Genomic DNA, 24,069 nt, shown 5'->3' with positions numbered 1-24,069 from the left:
ACGCGCGGCGAGAGAAAATTCTTCTACATCCGGACGAACCCGGAAAGCCTGTTACTTTACATTTCGCTAAAATCCCGTAGCGCCGTGCGCCGGAACCGGTGCCACGTGCGACCGCACGCGGCGGCCCCCCAGCCGTCTCGCCCAGAAAGCACTAAAAGGAACAGACCAACCCATGGACGTCCAGACCGACCAAGCTGCGCTGTCCGCGCATGACACCCGGCGGCGCGTGTTCGCCATCGTCGGCGCCTCATCGGGCAACCTCGTCGAGTGGTTCGACTTCTACATCTACTCGTTCTGCGCGCTGTACTTCGCGCCGGCGTTCTTCCCGAGCGGCAACACGACAACGCAGTTGCTGAACACGGCCGGTGTGTTCGCGGCCGGCTTCCTGATGCGTCCGATCGGCGGCTGGCTGTTCGGCCGCATCGCCGACCGTCACGGCCGACGCGCGGCGATGATGATCTCGGTGCTGATGATGTGCGGCGGCTCGCTCGTGATCGCGGTCCTGCCGACCTACGCGCAGATCGGCGCGCTCGCGCCGGCGCTGCTGCTGGTCGCGCGCCTGTTCCAGGGCCTGTCGGTGGGCGGCGAATACGGCACGAGCGCGACCTACATGAGCGAGGTCGCGCTGAAGGGGCGGCGCGGCTTCTTCGCGTCGTTCCAGTACGTGACGCTGATCGGCGGCCAGCTGTGCGCGCTGCTGGTGCTCGTGATCCTGCAGCAGGCGCTGTCGCATGACGAACTGAAGGCGTGGGGCTGGCGCATTCCGTTCGTCTGCGGTGCGGCGGCCGCGCTGGTCTCGCTGTACCTGCGCAAATCGCTCGACGAGACGTCGACGAGCGCATCGCGCGACAAGAAGGACGCGGGGACGATCCGTGGCGTGTGGCAGCACAAGGGCGCTTTCTTCACGGTGGTCGGCTTCACGGCCGGCGGCTCGCTGATCTTCTATACGTTCACCACGTACATGCAGAAGTACCTGGTGAACACGGCCGGCATGCATGCGAAGACGGCCAGCAACGTGATGACCGTCGCGTTGCTCGTCTACATGCTGCTGCAGCCGGTGTTCGGCGCGCTGTCCGACAAGATTGGCCGCCGCACGTCGATGATCCTGTTCGGCACGTTCGCGGTGATCGGCACGGTGCCGCTGATGCACACGCTGAAGACCGTGACGAGCCCGACGGCCGCGTTCGTGCTGATCACGATCGCGCTGGCGATCGTGAGCTTCTACACGTCGATCAGCGGCCTCATCAAGGCCGAGATGTTCCCGCCCGAAGTGCGCGCGATGGGCGTCGGCCTGTCGTATGCGGTCGCGAACGCGATCTTCGGCGGCTCGGCCGAATACGTCGCGCTGTGGTTCAAGTCGATCGGCAGCGAGGAAACCTTCTACTGGTACGTGACGGTGCTGTGCGCGATCTCGCTGATCGTGTCGTGGCGGATGCGCGATCCGAGCAAGGAAGGGTATCTGCGTCACGAGCCGTGATGGAAGGGCAGCCCGGCCGGGCTGCCTGCATCGACCGGCAACATGCAACAGGACGGCGCTCTGCCACGCAGGCGGCGCGCCGTTTTTTCATGCGCGGCAGCTTCGCATCGGGGCGCATGCAAGCTCATCGCCGGCCGCGCGATATCGATATCGCAATCGCTTCGTTGTCCGTCGCACGCGATGCGCTTATCCTGAACCCATAGTTCGTGTGACACTTCCTTGACTGGGATTCGCGCCCGCTGCGTGCAGCGGGCGTTTTTTTGCGTGCACACATTGCATGCGGCGAGCGCGGCTCATCACGAAACCCGCGGAGCAAAGCATCGTTCGTTGGTTCGGAATCGACGCAGGCGCTGATATGTTCGCGGCTTCGCGACGGCACACAGCGTCGCGATGTTCCTCGAACCGGCCGCCGCGCGATCCGCGGCGGCCTTCATGACAAATCAGGTCGTGCTCGTGAAAACCCACACGCTCGCGATGTGACGTGACGTGACGCGGCTGGCGACGGGCAGCGGCAGGCCGGGCTACCGCTCGGGCTCACGTACTGGCAGACGATGCGCTAGGTGCCGCTGCCGCATGCGATCCGGGGCATGACGCCGTCGCTCGTCAACCAGTGGGGCGCACTCGTGAAGGACACGTCTTCAGCGCGTTGGTGCGTCAGCGTCAGGACGCGCTGTAATGCGTATTGAAGACCGCACGCAGCGTCGACGGGTCGGTCGCGAAGTCGCCCCACAGCGGGCCGTCGCTTTGCGCGAACGCGAACGGCGACGTATTGATCGACGCGAGGCGGAAGCGCCATTGCGCCGCTTCCTGGCGGAACGCGGTGAGCTGCATGTCGGACAGCCCCGTTTGTGCGTTCGCGAGCGTGACGAGCGGATCGACCGGATCGTTCGCGACGCGCACCTCGAAGTGCAGGTGCGGGCCGGTGGCCGCGCCGGTCATCCCGACCGAGCCGATGCGCTGGCCCTGTTTCACGGTTTCGCCCGTCTTCAGCCCGCGCGCATACGCGGACAGGTGTGCGTAGTAGGTCGAATAGCCGTCCGCATGATCGACGATCACGTAGTGGCCATAGCCGCCCGGATCGGTGCCGACGAACGACACGACACCGTCGGCCGCCGCGTTGACGGGCGTGCCGGACGGCGCGGCGAGATCGACGCCCGTATGGAATGCCATCGCCTGCGACAGCGGGTGGATGCGCTCGCCGAAGAACGAGCTGATGCGCGTCCACTTCACCGGCATCGTGAACGCGGCCGCTTCGAGCGGTGCGCCGTCGAGCGTGTAGTACGCGCCGTGGTCGGCGCCCGGTGCGCGGAACCAGATCGCACCGAACGTGCGGCCCGCGACGCGCAGCTCGAGCGCGGTAAGGTGCGGCGTGCCGTTGTTCGTGTCGTACGCGATGCGGTAGTAGTCGCCGCGCTGTGCGCCGGCGCGCAGCGCGACCTTGCCGGTGACGAGATCGCCGAGCTGGATGCGCACCTCGGGCGGCACGTCGAGACGGTTCAGCGTATCGGACAGCGTGAGTTCGATGTCGCCGGCGCGCATCCCGTGCTGGTTTTCGGGCGCCGCGTACTGGAACAGGCTCGCATAGCCGAGCATGTCGTTGCGGTGCGCGCTGAGCGGCGCGAACAGGCCCGGTTGCGGGTTGCGATGGCCGTGTTCGTCGAGTTCATTGTGCTCGCCGATCGTGCGCGCGAGTTCGCTCGTCACGAAATGCTGTGCGGTGGGAAACGGCGTGTCGGACAGCACGCGCTGCGGCAGCGCGGCCGTGCCCGAATCGACGGCGCCCGGCAGTTGCGAGACGGCTGGCAGCGCGGCGGCCAGACCGAAGGCGGCGAGGGCGCCGAGCACGACGGCCGGCACGAGCGCGCGCGCGAGGCGCTGCGCGCGGCCGGGCGCGAAAGCATCAGGGGTTGCGGCAGGCTTGACCAAAGGTGTCCACATCCAGGAAAGCGGTTCAAAGAGGTGTGGGCAGTAGCCATCGGCGGCACATCCGTCGGGCGGCGACGGGGCGGGCGACGGGCGTGCAACAAAACAGGCCCCGCCAGGGGCCTGTGTCGTTCCCGTTCGACCCAACGCGCGGGCGGGCCCGCTTCGAACGGCGGCGTGAACTTTCCGGGTCGAACCCGGTTTATCACGAAGACGCTAAAGAAAGATGACAGCGTCAGTCTACCGATGTTCCGCAGAATGTTAAAAATTTTAAAGAGGGTCAGCGTCGTCGTTTCGCAGTGCGGTAAATCGGGTTAAATCAGCATTTATTGCGCGGCTTTTCGTCAGGTAGGCAATTTTTGCGTGTGCACACGCAGCGCGCCGGAGGTCCTGACCGCATCGAAACCGGCGTCGAGCATCGCTTCCGCATCGCTCCACAGGTTGCCGCGCAGGCGATTGGTCCAGATCATCGATGCGAACACGCCTTCGAGCAACGACACGAGATAGACGGCCGCGAGATGCACGTCGAGATCGGCGGCGATTTCGCCCGCCGTGATCGCGCGGCGCAGCAGCGCCTTCGTGATGCGCAGCGTCTGCAGCTCGAGCAGCGTGCGGCGCCGCAGCAGCGCGCCGTTCTCCTCGCTCTGCTCGCACTTCGTATAGAGAATCACGAGCACGCGCTGCATCGCGCCCGGCGCGCCGCATTGCTGCAGGTAGTGCGACGCCGCGCGGCGCAGTGTGGCGAATGCGGGCAGGCTGTCGAGCGCGTCGAAGCCTTCCGACGTCCGCGCGAACGCGCGGTCGCACATCGCGAGACACACTTCCATCTTGTTGCGGTAGTGGCCGTACACGGCGCCCCGCGACATCCCGGCGGCCTCGGCGAGGTCCGCCATCGCGGTTTGCGCGACGCCTTTGTCGAGCAGTACGAGCTCGGCGGCATCGAGGATCCGGTGCTTGATGGCGAGCGATTCTTCCCGGGTCTTGCGGGCCATGTCGTGAATTTCCTTACAGTTCGCTGTCGTTTTATTGAGACAGAGGGGCGGTCGAGTGGCAACCGCATGTATTTAATCAGTCGTGACTGATTATAATCGGCCACCCTGAGCCGCCGCATTGTATCGGCGGCGAACGATCCGAGGTCTCACATGAATGACAAACGCTCCCTGTGGCGCCGCCTTCGGCTGGCGCCGTTCGCGCTCGCGGCCATGCTGGCCGTGGCCGGATGCGGAAAGGGCGAACGGGACAAGGCGCCGGAGGCCATGCAGAGCGCGACGGTCGTGACGGTGCGTCCGACGGCCGTGCCGATGACCGTCGAGCTGCCGGGCCGGCTCGATGCGTATCGGCAGGCGGAAGTGCGCGCGCGGGTCGCGGGCATCGTCACCGCTCGAACTTACGAGGAAGGCCAGGAAGTGAAGCAGGGCGCGGTGCTGTTCCGCATCGATCCCGCACCGCTGAAAGCTGCGCGCGACGCCGCGCAGGGTACGCTCGCGAAGGCGCAGGCCGCCGCGCTCGCGGCGAGCGACAAGCGCCGCCGTTACGATGACCTGGTGCGCGACCGCGCGGTGAGCGAGCGCGATCACACCGAGGCCGTCGCGGCCGACATGCAGGCGAAGGCCGACGTCGCTTCCGCGAAGGCCGAACTCGCACGCGTGCAACTGCAGCTCGACTATGCGACCGTCACCGCGCCGATTTCGGGCCGCGCACGGCGCGCGCTCGTCACCGAAGGCGCGCTCGTCGGTCAGGACCAGGCGACGCCGCTCACGACCGTCGAGCAGCTCGATCCGATCTACGTGAATTTCTCGCAGCCGGCGGCCGATGTCGACGCGCTGCGTCGCGCGGTGAAGAGCGGGCGCGCGACGGGTATCGCGCAGCACGATGTCGCGGTGACGCTGCTGCGCGCCGACGGCACCGCGTATCCGCTGAAGGGCAAGCTGCTGTTCAGCGATCTCGCGGTCGATCCGACCACCGATACCGTCGCGATGCGCGCGCTGTTCCCGAATCCCGAGCGCGAGTTGCTGCCGGGCGCGTATGTGCGGATCGCGCTCGACACGGCAGTCGACCAGCGCGCGATCCTCGTGCCGCGCGACGCGCTGTTGCGCACGGCCGACAGCACGTCGGTGCGCGTGGTCGGCGCGAACGGCAAGGTCAAGGACGTCGAGGTCACGGTCGGCCAGATGAGCGGCCATGGCTGGCGCATCACGCGCGGCCTCGCGGGCGGCGAGCGCGTGATCGTCGACAACGCCGCGCGGTTCGCGCCCGATACCGCCGTCAAGCCCGTCGAGAAGGCGCCGCCGTCGAAGACGGCGCCGGCAGCGGCTGCGACGCAGGCGGCCGCCCGTCAAACCTGACCGGTTCATACAGACCAACATGGCACGTTTCTTCATCGATCGCCCCGTCTTCGCGTGGGTGATCTCACTCTTCATCATGCTGGGCGGCGCGTTTGCGATTCGCGCACTGCCCGTGGCGCAGTACCCGGACATTGCGCCGCCCGTCGTCAGCATCTATGCGACGTATCCGGGGGCGTCCGCGCAGGTCGTCGAGGAATCGGTGACCGCGCTGATCGAGCGCGAGATGAACGGCGCACCGGGGCTCCTTTACACGTCCGCGACGAGCAGCGCCGGGATGGCGTCGCTGTACCTGACGTTCAAGCAGGGCGTGAACGCCGATCTCGCGGCCGTCGAAGTGCAGAACCGGCTGAAGGCGGTCGATGCGCGCCTGCCCGAACCGGTGCGGCGCAACGGCATCCAGGTCGAGAAGGCCGCCGACAACATCCAGCTCGTCGTGTCGCTGACGTCGGACGACGGCCGCATGACCGACGTACAGCTCGGCGAATACGCGTCGGCGAACGTCGTGCAGGCGCTGCGCCGCGTCGACGGCGTCGGCCGGGTGCAGTTCTGGGGTGCCGAGTATGCGATGCGGATCTGGCCCGACCCGGTGAAGATGGCCGGACACGGCCTCACCGCGTCGGACATCGCGACGGCCGTGCGCGCGCACAACGCGCGCGTGACGGTCGGCGACATCGGCCGCAGCGCGGTGCCGGACAGCGCGCCGATCGCGGCGACGGTGTTCGCCGATGCGCCGCTGAAGACGCCGGCCGATTTCGGCGCGATCGCGCTGCGCACGCAGCCGGACGGCTCCGCGCTCTACCTGCGCGACGTCGCGCGCGTCGAATTCGGCGGCAACGACTACAACTATCCGTCGTACGTGAACGGCAAGGTGGCGACCGGCATGGGCATCAAGCTCGCGCCGGGCTCGAACGCGGTGGCCACCGAGAAGCGCGTGCGCGCGGCGATGGACGAGTTGTCCGCGTATTTCCCGCCGGGCGTGAAATACCAGATCCCGTACGAGACGTCGTCGTTCGTGCGCGTGTCGATGAACAAGGTGGTCACGACGCTGATCGAGGCCGGGGTGCTGGTGTTCCTCGTGATGTTCCTGTTCATGCAGAACCTGCGCGCGACGCTGATTCCGACGCTCGTCGTGCCGGTCGCGCTCGCGGGCACGTTCGGCGTGATGTACGCAGCCGGCTTCTCGATCAACGTGCTGACGATGTTCGGGATGGTGCTCGCGATCGGCATCCTCGTCGACGATGCGATCGTCGTCGTCGAAAACGTCGAGCGGCTGATGGTCGAGGAGGGGCTCGGTCCTTACGAAGCGACCGTCAAGGCGATGAAGCAGATCAGCGGCGCGATCGTCGGCATCACGGTCGTGCTGACGTCGGTGTTCGTGCCGATGGCGTTCTTCGGCGGCGCGGTGGGCAACATCTACCGGCAGTTCGCGCTGTCGCTCGCGGTGTCGATCGGCTTCTCGGCGTTTCTCGCGCTGTCGCTGACGCCCGCGCTGTGCGCGACGCTGCTCAAGCCGGTGTCCGGCGACCATCACGAGAAGCGCGGCTTCTTCGGCTGGTTCAACCGGTTCGTCGCGCGTTCGACGCAGCGTTATGCGACGCGCGTCGGCGCGATGCTGAAGAAGCCGCTGCGCTGGCTCGTCGTGTACGGCGCGCTGACCGCGGCCGCGGTGCTGATGCTCACGCAACTGCCGACCGCGTTCCTCCCCGACGAGGACCAGGGCAACTTCATGGTGATGGTGATCCGGCCACAAGGCACGCCGCTCGCGGAAACGATGCAGAGCGTGCGCGAGGTCGAATCGTATATCCGCAAGGACGAGCCGGCCGCGTATACGTTCGCGCTCGGCGGCTTCAACCTGTACGGCGAAGGGCCGAACGGCGGGATGATCTTCGTCACGCTGAAGAACTGGAAGGAACGCAAGGCCGCGCGCGATCACGTGCAGGCGATCGTCGCGCGCATCAACGCGCGCTTCGCGGGCACGGCTAACACCACGGTGTTCGCGATGAACTCGCCGGCGCTGCCCGATCTCGGCTCGTCGAGCGGCTTCGACTTCCGGCTGCAGAATCGCGGCGGGCTCGACTACGCGGCGTTCAGCGCCGCGCGCGAGCAACTGCTCGCGGCGGGCGGCAAGGACCCGGCGCTCACCGACCTGATGTTCGCCGGCACGCAGGACGCGCCGCAGCTGAAGCTCGATATCGATCGCGCGAAGGCATCGGCGCTCGGCGTATCGATGGACGAGATCAACACGACGCTCGCGGTGATGTTCGGCTCCGACTATATCGGCGACTTCATGCACGGCACGCAGGTGCGCCGCGTGATCGTGCAGGCCGACGGGCTGCACCGGCTCGATCCGGACGACGTGAAGAAGCTGCGCGTGCGCAACGCGCGTGGCGAGATGGTGCCGCTCGCGGCGTTCGCGACGCTGCACTGGACGCTCGGACCGCCGCAGCTCACGCGCTACAACGGCTATCCGTCGTTCGCGATCAACGGCTCGGCCGCGCCCGGGCACAGCAGCGGCGACGCGATGGCCGCGATCGAGCGGGTCGCCGCGAAGCTGCCGGCCGGCATCGGCCACGCGTGGTCGGGGCAGTCGTTCGAGGAGCGGCTGTCGGGCGCGCAGGCACCGATGCTGTTCGCGCTGTCGGTGCTCGTCGTGTTCCTCGCGCTCGCGGCGCTGTACGAAAGCTGGTCGATTCCGTTCGCGGTGATGCTGGTCGTCCCGCTCGGCGTGATCGGCGCGGTGCTCGGCGTCACGCTGCGCGCGATGCCGAACGATATCTATTTCAAGGTGGGGTTGATCGCGACGATCGGGTTGTCCGCGAAGAACGCGATCCTGATCGTCGAGGTCGCGAAGGATCTGGTCGCACAGCGCATGTCGCTCGTCGACGCCGCGCTCGAGGCCGCGCGCCTGCGGTTGCGGCCGATCGTGATGACGTCGCTCGCGTTCGGCGTCGGCGTGCTGCCGCTTGCGTTCGCATCGGGCGCCGCGTCCGGCGCGCAGACGGCGATCGGCACCGGCGTGCTCGGCGGCGTGATCACGGCGACGGTGCTCGCGGTGTTCCTCGTCCCGCTGTTTTTCGTGATCGTCGGCCGCCTGTTCGACGTCGGCCCGCGCCGGCGCGGCGGGCCGCAGCCGACGACGATGGAGGGTTCGCATTGATGTTTGCGTTGAATGCACGCGCCGCATTGAGGGTTCAACTCGCGCTCGCCGCCGCGCTCGCGCTCGCGGGCTGCGCGTTCGCGCCGCGTTACGAGCGGCCGGCGGCGCCGGTGCCGGCCAGCTACGCGCCGGTCGACGGCAGCACGGCGTCGGCTGCCGAGCCGGCTGCGGTGCAAGACGCCGCGCTGCTCGACGACTGGCATGCGTATTTCACCGATCCGGCGCTGCAGGCATGGATCGACGCGGCGCTCGCGAACAATCGCGACCTGCGGATCGCGGCCGGCCGGCTCGACGAAGCGCGCGCGCTGTACGGCGTGCAGCGCGCGGACCTGATGCCGTCGGTCGACGCGAATCTCGGCTATGAACGCGCGCGCCAGTACGATCCGGTCGTGCGCCAAAGCGCGATCAGCGGGCTGTATCGCGCGGGCGTCGGCATCAGCGCGTACGAACTCGACCTGTTCGGCCGCGTGCGCAGCCTGTCCGATGCGGCGCTCGCCGAATATTTCGCGACGGCCGATGCGCAGCGCACAGTGCGCATCGGCGTGATTGCCGAAGTCGCAGGGGCGTACGTGTCGGAGCGATCGTTGCGCGAGCAACTGGCGTTGGCCCAGCGCACGCTCGACGCGCGCGAGCGCATCGCCGCGCTCACGCAGCGCCGTTACGCGGCCGGCACGAGCGATGCGATCGAGCTGCGTTCGGCCGAGATGCTGGTCGCGTCCGCGCGGGCGTCGCAGGCCGCGCTGCAGCGCCAGCATGCGCAAGCGGTGCGCGCGCTGCAACTGCTCGCCGGCGATTTCGCACGTAACGTGCCCGCCGACGGCTCCGCGCTCGACACGCTCGCGATCGCGCCAGTGGCGCCCGGCGCGCCGAGCGCGCTGCTCGAACGGCGGCCGGACATCCGGCAGGCCGAGTCGAGGCTGAAGGCCGCGAACGCGCAGATCGGCGCCGCGCGCGCGGCGTTCTTCCCGCGCATCGCGCTGACGACCGACTACGGCTCGGTCAGCGACGCGTTCTCGAGCCTGTTCGCGGGCGGCACGAGCGTATGGACGTTCGCGCCGCGCATCACGCTGCCGATTTTTGCGGGCGGCCGCAATCGCGCGAATCTCGACGTCGCGAATGCGCGCAAGCACATCGCGGTCGCCGAGTACGAGAAGACCGTGCAGACCGCGTTCCGCGAGGTGGCCGACGCATTCGCCGCGCGCGACTGGATCGACCGCCAGCTTGCCGCGCAGCAGGACGTCGACGCGGCCGACAGCGCGCGGCTGAAGCTCGCCGAGCGCCGCTATGCGGGCGGTGTCGCGACGTATCTCGAACTGCTCGACGCGCAGCGCAGCACGTACGAATCCGGGCAGGAGCTGATCCGGCTCAAGGAGCTGAGGCTCGCGAACGCGATTGCGCTGTATCGCGCGCTCGGCGGCGGGTGGGCGCCGACAGCGGCAGGGGAGGCTGCCGCGTGATGTCGTGGCCGGGGTGGCGGCGCATTGCGATGCGCTGCCGCTGTTCCGGCGTGTATCGCTTCTGCCGTGATACCGTCAGCGTCGACGACGAGCGCATCCGCGCGCGCCGTCGCCCACGTCGTTTCTCCTGGCTGTCGAGCTGAACGGCCATCTTCAGATCGACCTGCATCCCGGCGACCGATCGCGTCGCCGCCCGGCCGCCGATCGTGCCGGACTTCATTCTTTTCGATTCCATCCAATGCGTTCGTGCGTTCGTGCGTTCGTGCGTTCGGGCGTGCGTGCGCAGTGCGCCGTATGCCGCGATGGCGCACGGCATTACGCGCGACTTTTAATCCGGAATTGACGCATCGATTAATTCGTGCATCATGAATAATGCAGGGCGACAAACTGCCGCGGTAAAACGTTTGTATGGTGCGCAATCGTTTGCGAAGAAAATTCGAGGCGGCGAAAATCACTCGTTAATTTCCTGTCAGTTGAAAATCGCCAAATGTTTTCGTTGTGGTCGGCCAACGATGGCGGGATTGGACAGAATTTCGTCATTTCAAAGTGGTTATCCATCAAAGCCTTGACCGGCAATGGGTAGCAAGGTCGGAGTATTGGCGACGGGAAAATGTCTTTATATTTCAAGCGATTCCGTGAAATGGGAAAGGGCTTCGGAAGAAAAAGGTGGATTGATAAACTCAGAGAAAGAGTGTGCTTGAAAATACGTAAATCCGACATTGTCATGCTCTATTTGACAATGATTTACAGAATTCTTTCATTCATATCTCGATAATGCCGCCTCGTGACGGACGGGAGCCACCACACGCTGCCTTTTGTATCCGCCACGTCGTCCATTCCCTTTGCAATTCTCACGGAAAACGCCATGAAAAAAACCCTCCTGACCGCTGTCGCACTCGCAGTCCTGTCCACCTCCGCCTTCGCAGACGGCACCGGCACGATCAACTTCACGGGCGAGATCGTCGCGGGCGCATGCGGCATCGATTCGGGCTCGGTCAACCAGACCGTGAACCTCGGCAAGGTGCCGACCCACACGTTCAAGCAGGCCGGCGACAAGTCCACGCCGACCAACTTCGACATCAAGCTGACCGACTGCGACACCAGCATCGCGCAGAACGCGTACTTCACGTTTACCGGCACGTCGAGCGCGGGCCAGCCGAAGCTGCTCGCCACGATCGGCTCGGCAACCAACGTCGGCATCCGCCTGCAGGCTGCATCGGGCGAATACCTCGACAACGGCGCAGAGCAGAAGGCGCCGACCGTGCTGCAAAACGGCACGAACATCGCACGTTTCGCGGCCATGTACGAAGCCACGGCAGCCGGCGTGACGCCGGGTACCGCCGACGGCGTCGCGAACTTCACGGTCCGCTACCAGTAAGCGTCCGTACCGGGGAAGGGGTGCGCGCACCCTTTCTCCATCCTCGTTGCCTTCCCGCTTCTTCTTCCTCGGATTTCCGGTAGCGCCGCGTGCGAATCAGACATTCCTTCCTTTGCGTCTCCGTGCTGGTCGTCGGCAGCCAGAGCCATGCGACGGAATTCAATTCGTCATTCCTCGACATCGACGGCACGAGCAACGTCGACCTGTCGCAGTTCTCGCAGGCCGACTTCACGCTGCCGGGCGAGTACATGCTTGACGTGCAGGTCAACGACCTGTTCTACGGGCTGCGGGCGATCCAGTTCATCGCGCTCGACGCGTCCGGTGCGGGCAAGCCGTGCCTGCCCCCGGAACTCGTCGCGCAGTTCGGGCTGAAGCCGTCGCTCGCGAAGGACCTGCCGCGCTTCCAGGGCGGCCGTTGCGTCGATCTCGGCGCGATCGAGGGCGCGACCGTGCGTTATCTGAAGAGTGACGGGCGGCTGAAGATCACGATTCCGCAGGCCGCGCTCGAATTCACCGATTCGACCTATCTGCCGCCGGAGCGGTGGTCCGAAGGGATTCCGGGCGCGATGCTCGACTATCGCGTGATCGCGAACACGAACCGCAGCTTCGGTTCGGGCGGCCAACAGACGAATGCGATCCAGGCCTACGGAACGATCGGCGCGAACTGGGACGCATGGCGTTTTCGCGGCGACTATCAGGCGCAGTCGAACGTGGGCAACACGGCGTATGCGGACCGCACGTTCCGCTTCAGCCGGCTTTACGCGTTTCGCGCGCTGCCGTCGATCCAGTCGACGGTGACGTTCGGCGACGACTACTTGAGCTCGGACATTTTCGACACGTTCGCGCTGACGGGGGCGTCGATCCGCAGCGACGACCGCATGCTGCCGCCTTCGCTGCGCGGCTATGCGCCGCTGATCTCGGGCGTTGCGCGCACCAACGCGACCGTGACCGTGTCGCAGGCGGGACGCGTGCTGTACGTGACGCGCGTCTCGCCGGGCGCGTTCGCGCTGCAGAACATCAATACGAGCGTGCAGGGCACGCTCGACGTCGCGGTCGAGGAAGAGGACGGCAGCGTGCAGCGCTTTCAGGTAACGACGGCCGCCGTGCCGTTCCTCGCGCGCACGGGACAACTGCGCTACAAGGCCGCCGTCGGCAAGCCGCGGCAGTTCGGCGGCGCAGGCATCACGCCGTTCTTCGGCTTTGGTGAAGCCGCGTACGGTTTGCCGTTCGACATCACGGTGTACGGCGGATTCATCACCGCTGCGGGCTATACGTCGATCGCGCTCGGTGTCGGCCGCGATTTCGGTACGTTCGGCGCGGTTTCGGCCGACGTCACGCATGCGCGCGCGCGGCTGTGGTGGAACGGTGCGACCCGCAACGGCAACTCGTACCGCATCAACTATTCGAAGCACTTCGACGGGCTCGACGCCGACGTGCGCTTCTTCGGCTATCGCTTCTCCGAACGCGAGTACACCAACTTCGCACAGTTCTCGGGCGACCCGACCGCGTACGGCCTCGCCAACAGCAAGCAGCGCTACTCGGCGACGATGTCGAAGCGCTTCGGCGACACATCGACCTATTTCTCGTACGACCAGACGACCTACTGGGCCCGCGCGTCGGAGCAACGCGTCGGCCTCACGCTGACGCGCGCGTTCTCGATCGGCGCATTGCGCAACCTGAACGTCAGCGTGTCAGCGTTCCGCACGCAGAGCGCGGGCGCGAGCGGCAACCAGTTCTCGGTGACCGCGACGCTGCCGATCGGCGGTCGCCACACCGTCACGTCGAACCTGACGACGGGCAGCGGCAGCACGAGCATGAACGCGGGCTACATCTACGACGACCCGGCCGGACGCACCTACCAGATCAACGCGGGCGCGACCGACGGCCGCGCGTCGGCGAACGCGAGCTTCCGCCAGCGCACGTCGACGTACCAGCTGAGCGCGCAGGCGTCGACGCTCGCCAATGCGTATGCGGCCGCGTCGCTCGAAGTCGACGGCTCGTTCGTCGCGACGCAGTACGGGGTGTCCGCGCACGCGAACGGCAACGCGGGCGATACGCGCCTGCTGGTATCGACCGACGGCGTGCCCGACGTGCCGCTGTCCGGCACGCTGACGCACACCGACTCGCGCGGCTATGCGGTGCTCGACGGGATCTCGCCGTACAACGTGTACGACGCGACCGTCAACGTCGAGAAGCTGCCGCTCGAAGTGCAGGTGTCGAACCCGATCCAGCGCACGGTGCTGACCGACGGCGCGATCGGCTTCGCGAAGTTCTCCGTCGCGCGCGGCAGCAACCTGTACCTGACGCTGACCGATGCGGCCGGCAAGCCGCTGCCGTTCGGCGCATCCGTGCAGGACGCGGCGAACGGCAAGGAACTCGGCATCGTCGGCGAGGCCGGTGCCGCGTTCCTGACCCAGGTGCAGCCGAAATCCGCCCTCGCGGTGCGTGCCGGCGAACGCACGCTCTGCACGGTGAACGCACTGCCGAGCCAGCTTCAACTCGAAGGCACGCCGATTCCGGTGACGTGCCAGCCGCCCGGCGAGTCGCATGCAGCGGCCGCACGGGTCGAACATTGAATTGACGGAACCCGCGATGAACCATGCTTTCTCCTTTTCCTTCCGGCGACGCGCGTCGTGCATGCTGGCCGCGGCCGGCGCGCTGCTCGCCGGCGTCGCGCACGCGGCGATCGTGCCGGACCGCACGCGCGTGATCTTCAACGAAGGCGAACAGGCCGCGATCGTCACGATCACCAACAAGAGCACGACGTATCCGTATCTCGTGCAGTCGTGGCTCGAGGATACGCAAGGCAACAAGATCGCGTCGCCGCTGATGGTCGTGCCGCCGCTGCAGCGCGTCGAGGCGAACGAGCGCAACGTGCTGCGCATCGCGAAGCTGCCCGGTGCCGCGCTGCCGGCCGATCGCGAAACGGTGTTCTACCTGAACATCCGCGAAGTGCCGCCGAAAACCGATACGCCGAACACGCTGCAGATCGCGCTGCATACGCAGATGAAGCTGTTCTACCGGCCGAAGGGCGTGCAGCCGGCGCGCGACGAGGACTGGACGCTGCCGATGACGCTGCGCGTCGACGCGGCCACGCACCGGCTCGTGTTCGACAATCCGACGCCGTACCACGTGACGGTGGTCGACATGACGACGGGCGCGCAGAAGACGCCGGTGCCGATCGAGCCCGTGATGGTGAACCCGATGAGCACGGCCGACGTGCCGTTCAAGGCCGCGACGCCGTCAACGCTGTTCGTCACGCATATCGACGATTACGGCGGCCAGGTGGCGGTCGAATATGCGTGTGACGCGGGCGCTTGCAAGAGCGTGAAGAAATGAGCGGCGCCGCGCATGACCGGCAATTGCCGGCGGCATGGCTACGCTGGATCGTGCTTGCTTTGCTGGTCGCGGCGGCGCAGCCCGCGTGGGCGTTGCGGTGCCTGACGAACAGCGGTGCGACCTCGCTGACCGAACCGATCGGCGGCGTGGCGTCGTATCCGACCGACGCGCCGGACGGATACGTGATCTGGGTCTCTCCGGTCCGCACGACGTCGGGGTATTGCTACAAGGACCTCGGTGATGCCGGCAGCCTGAAAGTCGTCGACAACATCTATTTCTACGCGAACCCGAATCGCACGAACCCGGCCGCGTGGGGGCTCGAGATCGGCATCCGCTACCAGGGGATCGACTATTTCGACAAGACGAGCAATCGTGGCGGCGGCGTGTTTACCGGGTATGCGGTGCCACCGTGCAGCAAGTACGACTTCGATCGCGGGCGTTGTCAGCAGACCCGGATCAGCATCGACTACCAGGTCGTCGTGCGCAAGAAAGGCAACTGGGTCCAGCCGCCGAGCGATATCTACACGGTATTCCAGTTCGACGGCGAGTTCGGGCTGAATGCGTACAACCCGAGCTTCCAGTACCGGTTGAGCGGCCTACGCAACCTCCAGCCGACGCCGTGCTTCGTCGACGTGCTCGTGACGCCCGAGCCGGGCATCGTCAACTTCGGGCAGGTGCAGGCGGTGGGCAACGGCTTCATGCCGGCGGTGCCGCGCAAGCGGTTTTCGTTGTCGTTGACCAAGAAATGCAACGTCGCGGTGCGGGTCGACGGGTATTTCGAAACGAGCTTTCCGGTGCAGAACGGTTTGCTCGTGTCGGCGAAGGACAGCAATTTCGGTATCGGCATCGAGGACAGCCAAGGCAAGGCCATTCCGTTCAATCAGCAGTTCACGCTGGCTCAGTTTGCGTCCAACGTGATGAATCAAAGCGTGTTGATGGACGCGGTGCTGAAATCGTTCGGCCCGCCGAAGATCGGGCGATTCGATGCGACCGCAACGATCCGGTTGTTCATCTACTGACGTGATGCTCACGGGTGCAGCCGGGCCGCAGCCTGGCGCACCGCACGCCATGAAAAAAGCGCCGGCATGCCGGCGCTTCCTTTTCAAACCCGCTGCGCGATGCTCAACGCACCCAGCGGCACATCTTGTGATGGTGATGCTCGAAGTGGCACACGCGGTGCGGATGCGCTTCGGCGATGGCCGGCACGAGCACGGCGGCGGCAACGGCGGCGGCGGTCAGGGTTTTCAGTAGCGTCTTCATGTCGAGGTCCTGTCGTTCAGTATTGGGTCACGGGAGGCGGAAGGCTTTACCACTGCGGGCGCTGGTCGTCACGGCGATCGTAGCGATGGTCGTCCCGGCGGTCGTCATGACCGCGCGGATGCTGCGCTTCCCAGTCGCGGCGCTCCCAGTAGCGCTGTCCGTCCCAGTAACGATCGCCGTGCCAGCCGATCGTGACCTGAGCCTGGCCAGGGTATGCGACGCAGCCGGTCAGCATCACGCTCGACAGCGCGCCAACCATGACAGCGGATAACACGATGGATTTCATGTTGTTCTCCCTTGGAAACAGCAAGCCGATCGTACGAGCCCCCAAAATTTCACGTGGTAATAAGTTGCTACGGCAAATGACAGCCGTACGCGTTTCGTCAGGGGCGTGAAAGACCGGGCCGACGTCACGCAAGCAGCAGGGGGCGCGCGAATGCGTCGCTCGCCCCGTGCGGCGGCGCGCCTGCCATGAGCGTCGGGCCGTTTCCGGCGCCGGCCGCCTTCCTTTCATGCGGAAAGCTTTCCGCACGCCACGGATCCGCTGTTCCCGTCCCGTTCGTCGAGACATCGGCTCTGCCAATTAATCAGACAAATCCCGGCAACCGGAAGGGGCTTTCGGTAATCGTATTGAGAATGATTTGCGTTTACGTTAGATTGCGCTATCTCAGAATTTGACGGAGCAGATCGATGGCAATGGCGGAAGTGCTTGAACGACCGGCAGCGGCAGCGGCGAACCCGTTCCTCGGCAGTTATCCGGGCTTGCCGTCGCGCTCCGTGCCGCGTGCGTGCCGTGCCGCGGAGCAGCGTGCGCAGGGCGCGCTGCTCGACGTGCTGATTTCCCATCGCGCGATGCTCGTCAACGTCGCGCGCGGCTTCGTCGGCTGCGCGAGCCGCGCCGAGGACGTCGTGCACGACGTGTTCGTGAAGCTCGTCGAATTCCCGAACCAGGACGCGGTGCGCCAGCCGGTCGCGTACGTGACGCGGATGGTGCGCAACGCGTCGATCGACGCGTGCCGCCGGCAAAGCCTCGAGAACGTCTATCACACGGAAGAGGACGACGGCTTCGACGTGCCGTCGCCGGAACCGACGCCCGAGGCCGCGCTGATGACGCGCGACACGCTGCGCCGCGTGTGGGCCGCGCTCGACGACCTGCCGGCGCGCAGCCGCGCGGCGTTCGAGATGGTGCGGCTGCGCGAGGAAACGCTGCAGACCGCGGCGCGCGCGCTGAACGTGTCGCAGACGCTGGTGCATTTCATGGTGCGCGACGCGGAGCGGCACTGCGTGGAGTGTCTCGACGCATGCCAGCGCGGCGTCGCGTGTCCGGTGTTTCTCGGCGGCCGCGCACGGCGGCGGTAAAAAATCGCGCCGGCCAATCGTCTTCAAGACAGGAGCGGCCGAATCGACAGCGCGCCGCTTCGCATCCTTCAACCGTCTCCCGCTTTTTTCCGATCATGACGCAAGCCACGACGCCTTCCGCGGACACCGACGACCTCGTCTACACGGTCGTCATCAACGACGAAGAACAGTATTCGATCTGGCCGACGTTCCGGCCCGTGCCGGCCGGCTGGCGCGAGGTCGGCGTGCGCGGCCCGAAAGCCGACTGCCTCGCGCACATCGAGACCGTCTGGACCGACATGCGCCCCGCGAGCCTGCGCCGCGCGATGGACGGCGAGCGCGCGACGCGCGCGTCTTGACCCGCTGCGCCGCGCTTGCGGCGCGCCACCTGAAGAGGACGTTGCATGACCCTGCTTTCGTTGCCGACGCTCGACGACCTGCGTATCGAGCCGGGGCTGCCCACCGTCGTGTCGCCGCGCGGCGCCGACGGCATGTCGATCGACGAAGTCGCGCCGCTCGCGCATGCCATCGCGGCCGACACGCTCGAACGGTCGGGCGGCGTGCTGTTCACGGGCTTTAACGTGCCGTCGATCGATGCGTTCCAGCAGTTCGCGGCGTCGTTCGGCGATCCGCTGATCGGCTATGAATACGCATCGACGCCGCGCAGCCAGGTCGCAGGCGCCGTCTACACGTCGACCGAATACCCGCCGCATCGCGCGATTCCGCTGCACAACGAGCAGTCGTACACGCGCGAGTGGCCGCTGCGGATCTGGTTTCATTGCGCGCTCGCGGCGCCGAAGGGCGGTGCGACGCCGATAGCGGACAGCCGCGCCGTCTATCGCGCGCTCGATCCGGCGCTCGTCGCGCGCTTCGAACAGCGCGAGCTGCTGTACGTGCGCAACTTCGGCCAGGGGCTCGACCTGCCGTGGCAGCAATCGTTCGGCACCGACGATCCCGCCGAGGTCGAGCGAATGTGCGCGGCGCGCGGGATCGAATGCGCGTGGCGCACCGACGACGGCGAGCTGCTGCTGCGCACGCGCGAACGCTGCCAGGCCGTCGCGCGCCATCCGCGCACGGGCGAGCGCGTGTGGTTCAACCAGGCGAACCTGTTTCACTTGTCGGCGCTCGACGACGACATGCAGGAAGCGCTCGTCGACGCGGTCGGGCTCGAGAACGTGCCGCGCAACGTGTACTACGGCGACGGCGAGCCGCTCGAGGCCGACGCGCTGGCGGAAATCCGCGGCGTGCTCGACCGCCAGCGCATCGTGTTCCCGTGGCAGACGGGCGACGTGCTGATGCTCGACAACATGCTGACCGCGCATGCGCGCGACCCGTTCGAGGGGCCGCGCAAGGTGGTCGTCGCGATGGCGCAGAGCTACACGGTCCGGCGCGCGACCGAACGGAGGACCGATGACGCGTAGTCCCGCCGCGCTTGCCGCGCGCGGACTGACGGTGGGTTATCGCGACCATGTCGTGATCGACGGGCTGGACCTGTCGATCGCGGCCGGCCGCGTAACGGCGCTGTGCGGCCCGAACGGCTGCGGCAAGAGCACGCTGCTGCGCACGCTCGCGGGGCTGCAGCCCGCGCGTGCGGGCCACATCGACGTGAACGGCATGCCGCTCGCGTCGTTTCGCCGTCGCGCGCTCGCGCGCGAACTCACGATGCTCGCGCAGTTCAACCAGATTCCGTCGGGGCTGACCGTGCGCGAGCTCGTCGCGTACGGGCGATACGCGTATGGCGGCTTCCTGCGCGGGCTGTCGCGCGCCGACCAGGCGGCGATCGACGCGGCGCTGGACACGAGCGGCCTGGCCGGCGACGCCGAGCGTGACGTCGGCGCGCTGTCGGGCGGCGAGCGCCAGCGTGCGTGGATCGCGATGGCGCTCGCGCAGCAGGCGCCGATCGTGCTGCTCGACGAGCCGACGACCTATCTCGACATCCATCACCAGCTCGACATCCTCGACGCGCTGCGCGCGCTGAACCGCGCACGCGGGCTGACGATCGTGTGGGTGCTGCACGACCTGAACCAGGCCGCCGCGTACAGCGACGAGATCGTGCTGATGCGTGCCGGCCGCCTCGTCGCGCAGGGGGCGCCCGACGCGATGCTGGAACCGGCGCAGCTGCGCGCGGCGTTCGGCGTCGGCATGCTGAAGCTCGCGCATCCGCAGACGGGTGCGCCGATGTGCGTGCCGGCCTACGGGCCGCCGGCATCGGGCACGCAGCACGCGTTCGATCGCGCGGTCGATCGGGATATCGCCGTATGACGACGTTCGCGATGCGCAAGCGGCTCGCGGCGAGCGGGCAGGGCGCGGCATCCGGCCGCCGTGCCGGTGCGATCGCGCTTGGCCTTGTCGTGCTGATCGCCGTGCTGGCGGTGCTGCGCGTCGCGCCGGACCTGCACGTATGGTGGAACGCGGTGCCGGGCAGCGACGCTGCCGCGCTCGCGGGCGTGTTCCTGTTCGACCTCAACCTGCCGCGCGTCGCGGCCGCGCTCGTCGCGGGCGGCTGTCTCGGCATCGCGGGCGCGCTGTTCCAGTCGCTCACGCGCAACCCGCTCGCGTCGCCCGACCTGCTCGGCGTGACGGGCGGTGCCCAGCTCGGCCTGCTTGCGGCGATGCTGGTGCCGGCGCTCGCCGGCGTCGCGTCGGTGCCGCTGCTGTTCGTCTGCGGGCTGATCGCCGCCGCGTGCGCGATCGTCGCGGCCGGCGGCTGGCGCGCGACGCCGCTGCGGCTCGTGCTCGCGGGCAGCGTGTGCATGCTGCTGTTCGCGGCGCTGTCGACGCTGGTACTCGCGTTCTTCGAGCAGAACATTGCAGGCGCCGCGCTGTGGACCAACGGCAGTCTCTATCAACCGGGCGCGACCGGGCTCGCGCTCGCCGCGCGCTGGCTGGTCCTGCCGCTGCTGGCATTGCCGTTCGTGATCCGGCCGCTGAATCCGCTCGCGCTCGGCGACGAGGCGGCGGCCGCGGCCGGCGTGCGCGTCGATGCGACGCGGCTCGCCGCGACGATCGTCGCGGTCGCGTTCACGAGCGTGGCGGTCAGCATCGCGGGCCCGCTGTCGTATGTCGGGCTCGTCGCGCCGAACCTGCTGCGCCAGGTGCGCGGTGCGCGCGCGGCGCGGCTCGGCGTGCTGGTGCCGCTGTCGGCGCTCGCGGGCGGTGCGCTCGTGCTCGTCACCGACAGCGCGGTGCTCGCGTCGGGCCTCGACGCGACGTTGTCGACCGGCGTCGCGATCGCGCTCGTCGGCACGCCGCTGATGCTCGCGATGATCCGGCGCGGCGCCGCGTGGTCGGGTGTGCTGCACGCGCAAGCCGAACGCGCGGCCGGCAGCGGCTCGACGCGCGTGGTCGGCTGGCTCGAACGGCTCGGCTGGCCGCTGCGCACCGCGCTGTTCGTCGCGGCCGGCTTGCTCGTGGTGTTCGTCGGCGTGTCGACCGGCCCCGAATGGCTGTCGCTCGCGCGCTGGTCCGCCGCGCTGTCGGGCCACGATGCGCTCGCGCGCATGCTGATCGACCTGCGCATGCCGCGGCTGCTGTGCGCGCTCCTCGCGGGTGCGCTGCTGGCCGCGAGCGGCGTCGCGATGCAAAGCGTCGTGCGCAATCCGCTCGCCGGGCCCGAAGTGCTCGGCGTCACGCAGGGCGCGGGGCTCGTCACGCTGTTCGCGTTGTCGACGTGGCCGCTGATGGGCCATGTGACGCTTGCCGTAGCCGCCTTGACCGGCGGCGCGCTGTCGCTCGCGATCACGCTCGCGCTGAATCACCGGCATCGTTACGCACCGCTCGCGGTCGCGTTGACCGGCATCGTGATCGGCGCGCTGTGGACCACGCTCGCGCAATGGCTGATCACGCAGCAAAGCGTGCAGCCCGCGCGCTTCGTCGTCTGGCTCGTCGGCGGCACCTACGGTCGCAGTTGGGGCGAGGTGTCGATGCTGCTGCCGTGGTGCGTGCTCGCGATACCCGTATTCGCATGGCTCGCGCGGCCGCTCGATATGCTGGCGCTCGGCGACGACCAGGCGGCCGCGCTCGGCCTGCCGGTCGCCGCGCTGCGGCCGCTCGCGCTGACGATCGCGACGCTCGCCGCCTGCGCGGCCGTCGCGGCGGTCGGGCCGGTCGGCTTCATCGGACTGATGGCGCCGCACGTCGCGACGATGCTCGGCGCGCGCCGGCATCGCACGCGTCTGTGGCTGGCGGCCGCATGCGGCGCGCTGATTCTCGGATGTGCCGATCTGGCGGCCCGCACGGTCGTCGCGCCGCGCGAAGTGCCGGCCGGCGTGCTGACCGCGCTGATCGGCGCGCCGTACCTGCTCGGGCTGCTGATCCTCGAGGGGCGCCGCGCCCGGCGCGCGGGGCGATGACGCCGGCGCTCGACGGCGCGCGCGTCACGTGCTTCTCCGCGTTCTCGCCCGAACCGTTCGCCGCGCATCTAGACGACGTGTGGCTCGGGGTGCCCGACGACACGCACGCGCCGTGCCGGATCGTCGTGCCGGTGAGCGCGCTGCCCGATCATCGCGACGCGGTGCTCGACGCGATGGTGCGGCGCTACGGCGGCGATCCGGCGCAGCATGCGCGCGCGCTGATGTCGCAATGGAGCAAGTACTACTTCGGCCGCGCGGCGCCCGCCGGCGTGGTCGCCGCGCTGACGCTCGGCCGGCCGCTCGACATGGCGCCGGAACACACGTTCGTCGCGCTCGACGACGGGATGCCGGCCGCACTGTATTTCGCGCCAAACGCGCTCGGCGCGCCGTGCGCCGATCCCGCGCCGCGCTATGCGGGGCTCGTCGCGCATCTCGGCGCGGTGATCGACCTGCTCGCGGCGATGGGCCGTGTCACGCCGCGCGTGCTGTGGAGCAACGCGGGCAACCTGCTCGACTATCTGCTCGATACGTACCGGTCGCTGCCGTGTGCGGCCGATCCCGTTCGCGATGCCGACTGGCTGTTCGGCGCGTCCTGCGTTCAGGGCGCGCCGAATCCGCTGCGCCTGCCGGTGCGCGACGCCGTGCCGCGCTCGCCGTTGCTGCCGACGCCGTTTCGCGCGCGCCGCGTGTGTTGCCTGCGCTATGAAATTCCTGGAGAAACGCAACTGTGTGGAAGCTGCCCCCTGCTATTGACGATGGACGACGCGGCGCTGGCCGAGCAGGACGCGTGCCGGTGACGCATGCCGGCCGCCGTCATGCGCTCGGCGCACTGGCCGCGCTCGGCGCCGCGTGCTGCGGCGCGCTGGTTACACCGGCCGTCGCGGTCGCCGGCGACGCGCGCGGCGGAGCGGGCAGCACGGCCTCGCCATCGAGCCGCTTGCTCGCCGGCAACCCCGTCGTATCGCAGGCGAGTGCAACGATGCCCGTGCGGCCGCAGCGCGTGGTCGCGCTCGACTTCATGTTCGCGGAAAGCGTGATCGCGCTCGACATCGTGCCGGTCGGCATGGCGGATACGGCGTTCTATCCGGGCTGGCTCGGCTACCGGAGCGACCGGCTCGCGCACGTGACCGACATCGGCTCGCGGCAGGAGCCGGGGCTCGAGGCGATCGCCGCGGTGAAGCCCGATCTGATCATCGGCGTCGGCTTTCGGCATGCGCCGATCTTCGCCGCGCTCGACCGCATCGCGCCGACGATCCTGTTCCAGTTCAGCCCGAACGTGTCCGAAGACGGCGTGCCCGTCACGCAGCTCGACTGGATGCGGCAGATCTTCCGGACGATCGGCGCCGTGACCGGACGCGACGCGCGTGCGAAAGCGGTCGAAGCGCAACTCGACGCGGGCATCGCGCGCAATGCGTCGCGGCTCGAGGCGGCCGGGCGCAGCGGCGAACGCATCGCACTGCTGCAGGATCTCGGGCTGCCCGACCGTTATTGGGCCTATACGGGCAACAGCACGTCGGCGGGCCTTGCGCGCGCGCTCGGTCTCGAGCCGTGGCCGAAGAAGCCGACACGGGAAGGCACGCTCTACGTGACCTCCGCCGACCTGCTCCGGCAACGCGATCTCGCCGTGCTGTTCGTCACCGCGACCGGGATGGACGTGCCGCTGTCGTCGAAGCTCGATTCGCCGGTGTGGCGTTTCGTGCCCGCGCGGCGAGAACACCGGATCGCGCTCGTCGAGCGGAATATCTGGGGGTTCGGCGGTCCGATGTCGGCGCTGAAACTGGCCGACGTGATGACCGATACGATGCTGAAGCTGCCGATCGTGCGCTGAACGGGGAGATCGTCGTGAGCGGGCGGGGCAGCGCGTGGCCGGGAATTGGGTTGTCATTCGCGTACCGCCCGAACGGGCCGCGGCATTGCGGTGGCATTACGCCGTATGCAAGTATGCCGAACAATATCTCCTTCCGATTCATCCGAATCCTTCCGATTCATCCGAATCCTTCCGATCTTCCGATCTTCCGATCTTCCGAACCTCCGAACCTCCGA

General features: G+C 67.7%; 19 protein-coding genes and 1 pseudogene. 16 read left to right on the top strand and 4 right to left on the bottom strand.

Annotation, left to right across the window (positions count from 1 at the left end; genetic code table 11):
- Nucleotides 1-172: 172 nt before the first annotated feature.
- Both DIE15_RS09310 and DIE15_RS09305 read left to right on the top strand, forming a co-directional pair.
- Nucleotides 173-1,477, top strand: a complete 1,305-nt coding sequence (locus tag DIE15_RS09310) for an MFS family transporter (RefSeq protein ID WP_057924433.1) — start codon at nucleotides 173-175, stop codon at nucleotides 1,475-1,477.
- A 491-nt stretch (nucleotides 1,478-1,968) separates the two neighbouring features.
- A pseudogene (locus tag DIE15_RS09305) lies at nucleotides 1,969-2,121 on the top strand (amino acid ABC transporter permease); the annotation flags it as partial.
- 16 nt (nucleotides 2,122-2,137) lie between these two features.
- Here DIE15_RS09305 and DIE15_RS09300 read toward each other — a convergent pair.
- Nucleotides 2,138-3,415 carry a M23 family metallopeptidase gene (locus DIE15_RS09300; protein ID WP_124833044.1) on the bottom strand — a complete coding sequence of 426 codons (1,278 nt, stop codon included), beginning with the start codon at nucleotides 3,413-3,415 and terminating at the stop codon, nucleotides 2,138-2,140.
- Nucleotides 3,416-3,744: 329 nt separating this feature from the next.
- Nucleotides 3,745-4,392 carry a TetR family transcriptional regulator gene (locus DIE15_RS09295; protein WP_124833043.1) on the bottom strand — a complete coding sequence of 216 codons (648 nt, stop codon included), beginning with the start codon at nucleotides 4,390-4,392 and terminating at the stop codon, nucleotides 3,745-3,747.
- Between the two features lie 150 nt (nucleotides 4,393-4,542).
- Here DIE15_RS09295 and DIE15_RS09290 point away from each other — a divergent pair, with 150 nt between their 5' ends.
- From DIE15_RS09290 to DIE15_RS09260, 7 genes are all read left to right on the top strand, one after another.
- Nucleotides 4,543-5,745, top strand: a complete 1,203-nt coding sequence (locus DIE15_RS09290) for a MexX/AxyX family multidrug efflux RND transporter periplasmic adaptor subunit (RefSeq protein WP_057924437.1) — start codon at nucleotides 4,543-4,545, stop codon at nucleotides 5,743-5,745.
- A 19-nt stretch (nucleotides 5,746-5,764) separates the two neighbouring features.
- Nucleotides 5,765-8,902: a multidrug efflux RND transporter permease subunit gene (locus DIE15_RS09285; RefSeq protein ID WP_124833042.1), complete on the top strand. Its 3,138-nt coding sequence runs from the start codon at nucleotides 5,765-5,767 to the stop codon at nucleotides 8,900-8,902.
- Nucleotides 8,902-10,359, top strand: a complete 1,458-nt coding sequence (locus tag DIE15_RS09280) for an efflux transporter outer membrane subunit (protein ID WP_124833041.1) — start codon at nucleotides 8,902-8,904, stop codon at nucleotides 10,357-10,359. The genes DIE15_RS09285 and DIE15_RS09280 overlap by 1 nt, the downstream gene beginning before the upstream one ends.
- 865 nt (nucleotides 10,360-11,224) lie before the next feature.
- Nucleotides 11,225-11,737: a fimbrial protein gene (locus DIE15_RS09275; protein WP_057924440.1), complete on the top strand. Its 513-nt coding sequence runs from the start codon at nucleotides 11,225-11,227 to the stop codon at nucleotides 11,735-11,737.
- Nucleotides 11,738-11,859: 122 nt separating this feature from the next.
- A complete protein-coding gene (locus DIE15_RS09270) occupies nucleotides 11,860-14,313 on the top strand; it encodes a fimbria/pilus outer membrane usher protein (protein ID WP_124833040.1) in 2,454 nt (817 codons plus the stop codon).
- A 16-nt stretch (nucleotides 14,314-14,329) separates the two neighbouring features.
- Nucleotides 14,330-15,076: a molecular chaperone gene (locus DIE15_RS09265; RefSeq protein WP_124833039.1), complete on the top strand. Its 747-nt coding sequence runs from the start codon at nucleotides 14,330-14,332 to the stop codon at nucleotides 15,074-15,076.
- Nucleotides 15,073-16,095: a fimbrial protein gene (locus DIE15_RS09260; RefSeq protein ID WP_124833038.1), complete on the top strand. Its 1,023-nt coding sequence runs from the start codon at nucleotides 15,073-15,075 to the stop codon at nucleotides 16,093-16,095. Before DIE15_RS09265 ends, DIE15_RS09260 begins: the two co-directional genes overlap by 4 nt.
- A gap of 103 nt (nucleotides 16,096-16,198) precedes the next feature.
- Here DIE15_RS09260 and DIE15_RS36945 read toward each other — a convergent pair whose 3' ends face one another.
- Both DIE15_RS36945 and DIE15_RS09255 read right to left on the bottom strand, forming a co-directional pair.
- Entirely contained in the window at nucleotides 16,199-16,336 is a 138-nt protein-coding gene (locus DIE15_RS36945) for an HHHH-motif protein (protein WP_162840545.1), read from the bottom strand.
- A 46-nt stretch (nucleotides 16,337-16,382) separates the two neighbouring features.
- Nucleotides 16,383-16,622, bottom strand: a complete 240-nt coding sequence (locus DIE15_RS09255; RefSeq protein WP_057924443.1) for a hypothetical protein — start codon at nucleotides 16,620-16,622, stop codon at nucleotides 16,383-16,385.
- A 404-nt stretch (nucleotides 16,623-17,026) separates the two neighbouring features.
- Here DIE15_RS09255 and DIE15_RS09250 point away from each other — a divergent pair, with 404 nt between their 5' ends.
- The 7 genes from DIE15_RS09250 (at nucleotide 17,027) to DIE15_RS09220 (ending at nucleotide 23,854) form a co-directional block, all read left to right on the top strand.
- Entirely contained in the window at nucleotides 17,027-17,695 is a 669-nt protein-coding gene (locus tag DIE15_RS09250) for an RNA polymerase factor sigma-70 (protein WP_124833037.1), read from the top strand.
- A gap of 95 nt (nucleotides 17,696-17,790) precedes the next feature.
- Nucleotides 17,791-18,033 (top strand): MbtH family NRPS accessory protein, encoded by a 243-nt coding sequence (locus tag DIE15_RS09245; protein ID WP_006753776.1) that lies wholly within the window; start codon nucleotides 17,791-17,793, stop codon nucleotides 18,031-18,033.
- A gap of 45 nt (nucleotides 18,034-18,078) precedes the next feature.
- Nucleotides 18,079-19,095: a TauD/TfdA family dioxygenase gene (locus DIE15_RS09240; protein WP_124833036.1), complete on the top strand. Its 1,017-nt coding sequence runs from the start codon at nucleotides 18,079-18,081 to the stop codon at nucleotides 19,093-19,095.
- Entirely contained in the window at nucleotides 19,085-19,936 is an 852-nt protein-coding gene (locus tag DIE15_RS09235) for an ABC transporter ATP-binding protein (RefSeq protein WP_124833035.1), read from the top strand. The genes DIE15_RS09240 and DIE15_RS09235 overlap by 11 nt, the downstream gene beginning before the upstream one ends.
- Nucleotides 19,933-22,026, top strand: coding sequence for a Fe(3+)-hydroxamate ABC transporter permease FhuB (gene fhuB, locus DIE15_RS09230; protein WP_124833034.1), 2,094 nt, complete (start codon nucleotides 19,933-19,935; stop codon nucleotides 22,024-22,026). Before DIE15_RS09235 ends, fhuB begins: the two co-directional genes overlap by 4 nt.
- Nucleotides 22,023-22,823, top strand: coding sequence for a siderophore-iron reductase FhuF (gene fhuF / locus DIE15_RS09225; RefSeq protein WP_124833033.1), 801 nt, complete (start codon nucleotides 22,023-22,025; stop codon nucleotides 22,821-22,823). The genes fhuB and fhuF overlap by 4 nt, the downstream gene beginning before the upstream one ends.
- Nucleotides 22,820-23,854 carry an ABC transporter substrate-binding protein gene (locus tag DIE15_RS09220; RefSeq protein ID WP_057924509.1) on the top strand — a complete coding sequence of 345 codons (1,035 nt, stop codon included), beginning with the start codon at nucleotides 22,820-22,822 and terminating at the stop codon, nucleotides 23,852-23,854. Before fhuF ends, DIE15_RS09220 begins: the two co-directional genes overlap by 4 nt.
- Nucleotides 23,855-24,069 lie beyond the last annotated feature (215 nt).

The sequence above is a fragment of the Burkholderia sp. Bp9031 genome (assembly GCF_003857965.1).
GTDB classification, from domain to species: domain Bacteria; phylum Pseudomonadota; class Gammaproteobacteria; order Burkholderiales; family Burkholderiaceae; genus Burkholderia; species Burkholderia ambifaria_A.
This window is presented reverse-complemented; position numbering and strand designations above follow the sequence as displayed.

Coding starts and splice junctions, on each gene's coding strand:
- DIE15_RS09310 (WP_057924433.1), top strand. CDS start 173: ATGGACGTCCAGACCGACCAAGCTGCGCTGTCCGCGCATGACACCCGG.
- DIE15_RS09300 (WP_124833044.1), bottom strand. CDS start 3,415: ATGTGGACACCTTTGGTCAAGCCTGCCGCAACCCCTGATGCTTTCGCG.
- DIE15_RS09295 (WP_124833043.1), bottom strand. CDS start 4,392: ATGGCCCGCAAGACCCGGGAAGAATCGCTCGCCATCAAGCACCGGATC.
- DIE15_RS09290 (WP_057924437.1), top strand. CDS start 4,543: ATGAATGACAAACGCTCCCTGTGGCGCCGCCTTCGGCTGGCGCCGTTC.
- DIE15_RS09285 (WP_124833042.1), top strand. CDS start 5,765: ATGGCACGTTTCTTCATCGATCGCCCCGTCTTCGCGTGGGTGATCTCA.
- DIE15_RS09280 (WP_124833041.1), top strand. CDS start 8,902: ATGTTTGCGTTGAATGCACGCGCCGCATTGAGGGTTCAACTCGCGCTC.
- DIE15_RS09275 (WP_057924440.1), top strand. CDS start 11,225: ATGAAAAAAACCCTCCTGACCGCTGTCGCACTCGCAGTCCTGTCCACC.
- DIE15_RS09265 (WP_124833039.1), top strand. CDS start 14,330: ATGAACCATGCTTTCTCCTTTTCCTTCCGGCGACGCGCGTCGTGCATG.
- DIE15_RS09260 (WP_124833038.1), top strand. CDS start 15,073: ATGAGCGGCGCCGCGCATGACCGGCAATTGCCGGCGGCATGGCTACGC.
- DIE15_RS36945 (WP_162840545.1), bottom strand. CDS start 16,336: ATGAAGACGCTACTGAAAACCCTGACCGCCGCCGCCGTTGCCGCCGCC.
- DIE15_RS09255 (WP_057924443.1), bottom strand. CDS start 16,622: ATGAAATCCATCGTGTTATCCGCTGTCATGGTTGGCGCGCTGTCGAGC.
- DIE15_RS09250 (WP_124833037.1), top strand. CDS start 17,027: ATGGCAATGGCGGAAGTGCTTGAACGACCGGCAGCGGCAGCGGCGAAC.
- DIE15_RS09245 (WP_006753776.1), top strand. CDS start 17,791: ATGACGCAAGCCACGACGCCTTCCGCGGACACCGACGACCTCGTCTAC.
- DIE15_RS09240 (WP_124833036.1), top strand. CDS start 18,079: ATGACCCTGCTTTCGTTGCCGACGCTCGACGACCTGCGTATCGAGCCG.
- DIE15_RS09235 (WP_124833035.1), top strand. CDS start 19,085: ATGACGCGTAGTCCCGCCGCGCTTGCCGCGCGCGGACTGACGGTGGGT.
- fhuB (WP_124833034.1), top strand. CDS start 19,933: ATGACGACGTTCGCGATGCGCAAGCGGCTCGCGGCGAGCGGGCAGGGC.
- fhuF (WP_124833033.1), top strand. CDS start 22,023: ATGACGCCGGCGCTCGACGGCGCGCGCGTCACGTGCTTCTCCGCGTTC.